The organism is Pseudomonas sp. HY2-MNA-CIBAN-0224 (assembly GCF_040310285.1).
GTDB lineage: Bacteria > Pseudomonadota > Gammaproteobacteria > Pseudomonadales > Pseudomonadaceae > Aquipseudomonas > Aquipseudomonas helleri.
The window spans coordinates 1-6,213 of the sequence record NZ_JBEOPQ010000114.1 but is presented as its reverse complement, the minus strand read 5'-3'; the positions used below and the strand labels follow the sequence as shown (position 1 = coordinate 6,213).

Below are 6,213 nucleotides of genomic sequence, written 5' to 3'. Positions count from 1 at the left end.
GTCAATGTGTCCTATTAAAAGTGTTCGCGATGTCTCCGAACATTGTGTTCGCTATGTCCCCGGTCCATACACTCCCGGAGGGAGAGGGGACTGATTGGGGAATATTGAGGGCTTTCTGCACCCTGACGGTACTGCGTTGAATCTGAAAACACCTCGGTAAAGCTCCCTCTCCCTCCGGGAGAGGGTTGGGGTGAGGGTTGATCTTAGCCCTCGTAACTGATCCGCCCATCCACCAGCGTGTAACGCACGGCGCCCGGCAAGCAGTGGCCGAGGAACGCGCAATTGTCGCCCTTGGAATGCCACTTTTCACCGGCCACGGTCGACGCGGCCGGGTCGAACAGCACCAGGTCAGCCGGTGCACCCACGGTCAGGCTGCCAGCGGGCAGGCGCAAAGCCTGGGCCGGGCCCGCGCTGAGGCGTGCGAGCAAGGTCGGCAAGTCCAGCAAACCGTCCTCTACCAACGTCATTGCCAATGGCAGCAGCAGTTCAACGCTGCTCATGCCCGGTTCAGTCGCACCGAACGGTGCCAGTTTGGCGTCACGCTCGTGTGGCTGGTGATGGCTGGAAATCGCCTGCACCACGCCCGACTTCACTGCTGCACGCAATCCGTCGCGGTCTGCGCGGGTGCGCAGCGGCGGTTGCACGTGGTACACGCTGGAGAAATCCACCAGCGCCTCATCCGTCAAAATCAGCTGATACAGCGCTACATCGGCGGTCACTTTCAAGCCGCGTGCCTGCGCCTGAGCAATCAGCGCCACACCGCGTGCACTGGTCAGCTGGCTGAAGTGCGCCCGTACGCCGCTTTGCTCAACCAGCAACAGATCGCGGGCCAGGGCCACGGTCTCGGCGGTTTCCGGAATGCCCGGCAAACCACGGAAGGCCGCCATCGGGCCGTCATGGGCGATGCCGCCTTCTGCCAGATCACGGTCCTGGGAGTGGAAGATCACCGTCAGGTCGAACGTCGCCGCGTATTCCAGCGCCCGGCACAGGGTGCGGGTGTTGGTGAAGCTGTTGAGGCCGTTGCCGAAGGCCACGCAACCGGCGTCACGCAGGGCAATCAGCTCGGCCAGTTGCTCGCCGTCGAGGCCTTTGCTCAGGGCGCCAATCGGGAATACTTTGCAGTTGCCGGCTTCGCGGGCGCGGTCGAGGATCAGTTCGGCGACGGCCGAGGTGTCGAGCACCGGCTTGGTCTGCGGCGGGCAGCACAGGCTGGTCACGCCACCGGCCGCAGCAGCGCGGGTTTCGCTGGCGATGGTGCCTTTGCGGCTGTAACCCGGCTCGCGCAGGGCGACGTTCAGGTCAACCAGCCCCGGTGCGGCCACCAGGCCTTTGGCGTCCAGGGTCTGGCTTGGGGTGAAGCCGGCAGGTGCGGCGCCAATGGCGACGATTTTGCCGGCTTCCAGATGCAGGTCAGTGATTTGATCCAGCTGGCTGGCAGGATCGATGACGCGGGCGCCGAGGATGCTGAGTTTCACTGGGCCTTCTCCTGTTCGATTTGGCGCTGGGCGGTTTGCCCGCTCATGGTCATGGACAACACCGCCATGCGCACCGCGATGCCGTAAGTCACCTGGTTGAGGATCACCGAGTGCGGGCCGTCGGCCACCGCCGACTCAATCTCCACGCCACGGTTGATCGGGCCGGGGTGCATGACAATGGCGTCCGGCTTGGCGCCTGCCAGGCGTGCCGTGGTCAGGCCGAACAGGCGGTAGAACTCGCCCTCGCTCGGCAGCAGGCCACCAGCCATGCGCTCTCGTTGCAGGCGCAACATGATCACCACGTCGACGTCTTTCAGGCCTTCGTTCATGTCGGTGTACACCTTCACGCCGTATTGCTCGATCCCGATCGGCAACAGGGTTTTCGGCGCGATCACGCGGATGTCCTTACAGCCCAGGGTTTTCAGGGCGATCATGTTCGAACGCGCCACCCGTGAGTGCAGAATGTCGCCAACAATGGCCACCGAGAGGTTTTCAAAGCCGCCTTTGTGCCGACGAATGGTGAGCATGTCGAGCATGCCCTGGGTCGGGTGCGCGTGGCGGCCGTCGCCGCCGTTGATGATCGCGACCTGCGGGCACACGTGCTCGGCAATAAAGTGCGCGGCGCCCGAGTCACCGTGGCGCACCACGAACATGTCAGCGGCCATGGCTTCCAGGTTGCGCAAGGTGTCGAGCAGGGTTTCGCCCTTGCTCGCCGACGAGGTCGACACGTTCAGCGTGATCACGTCAGCCGAGAGGCGCTGGGCGGCCATTTCGAACGTGGTACGGGTGCGGGTCGAGTTTTCAAAGAACACGTTGCACACGGTCTTGCCGCGCAGCAGCGGGACTTTTTTAACCGCTCGGGCGCCGACTTCAAGGAACGAGTCTGCGGTGTCGAGGATTTCAGTCAGCAACTCGCGGCTCAACCCGTCGAGCGACAGGAAGTGGCGCAACTGGCCCTGATCATTGAGCTGTAGCGGGCGCTTGGCGTCTGGAGGCGTCATCGCAATGGTCTCTTATAGGGCGGGTTCTAGAGATGAATCTTGAAGTTCGAGGGTCAGCGGCGCCGGGCCGGACAATTTCACCCGCTCGGTGGGCTTGAGTGACAAGGTCGCGCCGACCACGTTCGGGCGGATCGGCAGCTCGGCGGCGTCCAGGTCCAGCAGGCTGACCAGGGTCACGCTGGCCGGGCGGCCATAGTCGAACAGCTCGTTCAGCGCGGCGCGGATGGTGCGGCCACTCATCAGCACGTCATCGATCAGCACCAGGTGCTGGCCTTCGATTTCGAATGGCAGGTCCGAGGGGCGCACTTGCGGGTGCAGGCCGTTCTGGCTGAAGTCGTCGCGGTAGAACGACACGTCCAGCGTGCCCAGCGGCGAGTCGCTGCCCAGTGCGCGCAGCAGCGCCTGAGCAACCCAGATACCGCCCGTGCGAATGCCGATAAAACGCGGCTCGGTGATGCCGCGACGTTCCAGATGGGTCTTGAGGTCGACGGCCATCTGGGAGATCAGTTCAGCGGGGACAGGCAATATCATGGTGGCTCCTTAACAGGCCCGCGTGGCAAAGCGTGCGGCGGCGGGCGCAAACAATGGGGCGCGTCAGTGAGGCAAACGCAGCGTCAGGCTTGAGGTGGTGCCGGGTGTTCGTCGAGCCAGCCTTGCAGCACCAGTTTGGCGGCGATGGCATCGACGGGGTTGTCGCGGTAACTGCCACGCTGGCCGCCCTGAGAGCGACGTTCGCCCTTGGCTTCGAAGGTCGTCAGGCGTTCATCGTGGGTAAACACGGGCAGATTGAAGCGGCCATTGAGGCGATTGGCAAATTTTTGCGCCCGGGCACAGAACTCGCTCGGGGTGCCGTCCATGTTCAGCGGCATGCCGACCACCATGGCGTCGGGCTGCCACTCTTTGATCAGCTTTTCGATCTCTTCCCACTTGGGAATGCCGTTTTCGGCTTTGAGGTTGCACAACTCGCGGGCCTGGCCAGTGACCATCTGGCCCACGGCGACACCGATGGAGCGGGTGCCGTAGTCGAAACCCAGCAATAAACGAAGGCTGGCCATCAGGAGTGGCCTGCTTGACTGGTTAACAAATTGAGATCCACTCCCAGGTGTTTGGCGGCTGCGTCGAGGCGCAGTTCGCTGGAGGTTGCAAACAGAATGTCGCTTGAATACGGGCAGGTCAGCCAGGCGTTGTCGGCCAGTTCGGCCTCCAGTTGGCCGGCGTCCCACCCGGCGTAGCCCAGGCAGATCAGGCTGCGCTGCGGGCCGCGACCGTCAGCAATGCTGAACAGGATGTCCACTGAAGTGGTCAGGGCCAGCCCGTCCTGCAGCTCGACGGTGGCGTCAAAGTTCATCGTGGCGGGGTGCAAGACAAAACCGCGATCCACCATCACCGGGCCGCCGCCGTAGACCGGAATGTGCTGGCATAAAGGCGACGAAAGCACGTCGGGGCGCAACTGCTCAAGAATGTCCGCCAGGTTCAGATCCATCGGGCGGTTGATCACCAGCCCCATGGCCCCATTGGCCGTGTGTTCGACGATATACGTCAACGTGTGGGCAAAGTTAGGGTCGGCCATATGCGGCATGGCCATCAGCAATTGGTGCTTGAGGTACGTTGGCGTGTGCTTTTTCATGGGTGTAAGTGTGGCGCTGACAAGGGCAACTGACAAGTTGAGGGGATGAAGATTGCCGCTTAATTACTCGACAACTGATCCCCCGGGCCGAAGCGCCAGGTACGAATGATCTCCAAACGGTCGATATCGGCCAGGTCGCCGGTAAACGGTGCAAAAGGCGCTGCCAGCCGCACGATGCGTTGCGCGGCCTGATCCAGCAGCGGTTGCCCGGAGGACTCAAGCACCAGCACCTCGTGCAACGAGCCGTCGCGGTTGATCGACACCAGCAGGCGCAGCTTGCCGTAGATTTTTTCGCGACGGGCTTGCTCGGGGTAATTGAGGTTGCCCACGCGCTCGATTTTCTTGCGCCAGTCTTCTTTGTACCAGGCGCCTTTGTCGCGCATGGTCGAGGCCGCGCTCATGCGGTAGATCTTCGGGCGCTTGGCATACAACTGCTGCTCGTTCGCCAGTTCGGCTTCGAGACTGGAAATCTCGCTGGACAGCTGCGAGCTGTCGAACGTCGGAATATTGGCCTTGGGCGCCGCCTCAGTCTTGGTTTTTTGCGGCTCGCTCGGGGCTTTTTTAGGCTTGGGCGCCACGGTGGTCACGGCTGCTTTGGGCGCGGCCTTGGGTTGCTCCGGCTTGGCGGCCGGGGGCGGGGTGACCTTTTTGACGGTGTTGTCCTGGAACGGCGCCACTTCAGTGGTCTTGGGCACGGCTTTTTTGTCCAGCGTGCCGCTGCCTTGCTGATTGTCCTGCGCCAGAAAGTCAGCTTTCTCCGGGGCCTTTTCGCTCTTGAACGTCGAGAGGGTAATTTCCAGGGTTTTGCTGATTGGCTTGGGCTCGCTGGCGCTGAAACCCACGCCCACAATCACCGCGATATGCAGCAGGGCTGCGATAAACAGGGCAAAACCCAGGCGATCAGCTGCGCGCACGCCGGTGTGGCGCAGTTCAGGGGGCAGGTCGCTGGGGAGTGTCATGGCAAAAAGACCAACATCGCGGGTTTCACAGGCTGCGCATGATAGCGCAATGTTGGTCTTTTTCTGGAGGTCGCAGATCAGCGTGCGGCGAGTTTGCGCTCAATCGCGTCCATCAACAGTGCACCGATGTTAGTACCAAAGGCGTTGTCGATTTCCCGGATGCAGGTCGGGCTGGTGACGTTGATTTCGGTCAGGTGCTCACCGATAACGTCCAATCCTACAAACAACAGGCCCTTTTCACGCAGGGTTGGGCCGACTTGGGCTGCAATCCAACGGTCCTTTTCGCTCAGCGGGCGGGCTTCGCCACGGCCGCCAGCGGCCAGGTTGCCACGGGTTTCGCCCTGTGCCGGGATCCGCGCCAGGCAATAAGGTACTGGCTCGCCGTCGATCATCAGGATGCGCTTGTCTCCGTCCTTGATGCCCGGCAAATAGCCTTGCGCCATGATTTGCTGGGTGCCGTTGGCAGTCAGGGTTTCGAGGATCACCGACAGGTTGGGATCACCGACCCGGTGGCGGAAGATCGAGGTGCCGCCCATGCCGTCCAGCGGCTTGAGGATCACATCGCCGTACTGGGCCGCGAATTCACGCAGCACGTCAGCGCGACGGCTGACCACGGTTGGTGGCGTGCACTGGGTGAATTGGGTGGCGAACAGCTTTTCGTTGCAGTCACGCAGGCTCTGCGGCTTGTTGACGATCAGCACACCGTCGCGCTCGGCTTGTTCGAGCAGATAGGTGGTGTACACAAATTCCATGTCGAAGGGCGGGTCCTTGCGCATCAGGATCACGTCCAGATCGCTCAGGGCAGTGTCGGCCTCGGCCTCCAGCTCAAACCACTTCTCAGGGTTGGCGAACACTTTCAGCGGCTTCATGCGCGCGCGGGCCTTGCCTTCGGTCAGGTAAAGGTCTTGCTGCTCCATATAAAACAGGGTCCAGCCGCGTGCCTGTGCGGCCAACAGCATGGCCAGCGAGCTGTCCTTTTTATAGGAGATGTCCGCAATGGGGTCCATGACAATCCCGACTCGAACGCTCATGGCAAATTCCTCGATTAAATAGTGGGCAAAAGGCGAAATGCGATTAACTGTAGGAGCGCGGGGGGGGCGGGCCGAGTTGAAAAAGACAAAAATAACGCGGGCCCCCGCCGCCCACACGGG

General features: G+C 62.1%; 7 protein-coding genes. All 7 read right to left on the bottom strand.

Annotated elements, in window-relative coordinates; translation table 11 throughout:
• Nucleotides 1-203: 203 nt before the first annotated feature.
• Nucleotides 204-1,475 (bottom strand): dihydroorotase, encoded by a 1,272-nt coding sequence (locus tag AAEZ03_RS25440; RefSeq protein ID WP_350582441.1) that lies wholly within the window; start codon nucleotides 1,473-1,475, stop codon nucleotides 204-206.
• The gene (locus AAEZ03_RS25435) at nucleotides 1,472-2,476 is read right to left on the bottom strand and encodes an aspartate carbamoyltransferase catalytic subunit (protein WP_048370951.1); all 1,005 of its coding nucleotides are present in this window, start codon (nucleotides 2,474-2,476) and stop codon (nucleotides 1,472-1,474) included. The genes AAEZ03_RS25440 and AAEZ03_RS25435 overlap by 4 nt, the downstream gene beginning before the upstream one ends.
• A gap of 12 nt (nucleotides 2,477-2,488) precedes the next feature.
• Complete coding sequence (pyrR, locus tag AAEZ03_RS25430; RefSeq protein WP_278941617.1) at nucleotides 2,489-3,007, bottom strand: bifunctional pyr operon transcriptional regulator/uracil phosphoribosyltransferase PyrR; 519 nt, start codon at nucleotides 3,005-3,007, stop codon at nucleotides 2,489-2,491.
• Between the two features lie 83 nt (nucleotides 3,008-3,090).
• Nucleotides 3,091-3,531, bottom strand: coding sequence for a Holliday junction resolvase RuvX (ruvX, locus tag AAEZ03_RS25425; RefSeq protein WP_048370946.1), 441 nt, complete (start codon nucleotides 3,529-3,531; stop codon nucleotides 3,091-3,093).
• Nucleotides 3,531-4,103 carry a YqgE/AlgH family protein gene (locus AAEZ03_RS25420; RefSeq protein ID WP_123750810.1) on the bottom strand — a complete coding sequence of 191 codons (573 nt, stop codon included), beginning with the start codon at nucleotides 4,101-4,103 and terminating at the stop codon, nucleotides 3,531-3,533. The genes ruvX and AAEZ03_RS25420 overlap by 1 nt, the downstream gene beginning before the upstream one ends.
• Before the next feature lie 59 nt (nucleotides 4,104-4,162).
• The gene (locus AAEZ03_RS25415) at nucleotides 4,163-5,062 is read right to left on the bottom strand and encodes an energy transducer TonB (RefSeq protein ID WP_048370942.1); all 900 of its coding nucleotides are present in this window, start codon (nucleotides 5,060-5,062) and stop codon (nucleotides 4,163-4,165) included.
• A 77-nt stretch (nucleotides 5,063-5,139) separates the two neighbouring features.
• A complete protein-coding gene (gshB, locus tag AAEZ03_RS25410; protein WP_048370940.1) occupies nucleotides 5,140-6,093 on the bottom strand; it encodes a glutathione synthase in 954 nt (317 codons plus the stop codon).
• Nucleotides 6,094-6,213 lie beyond the last annotated feature (120 nt).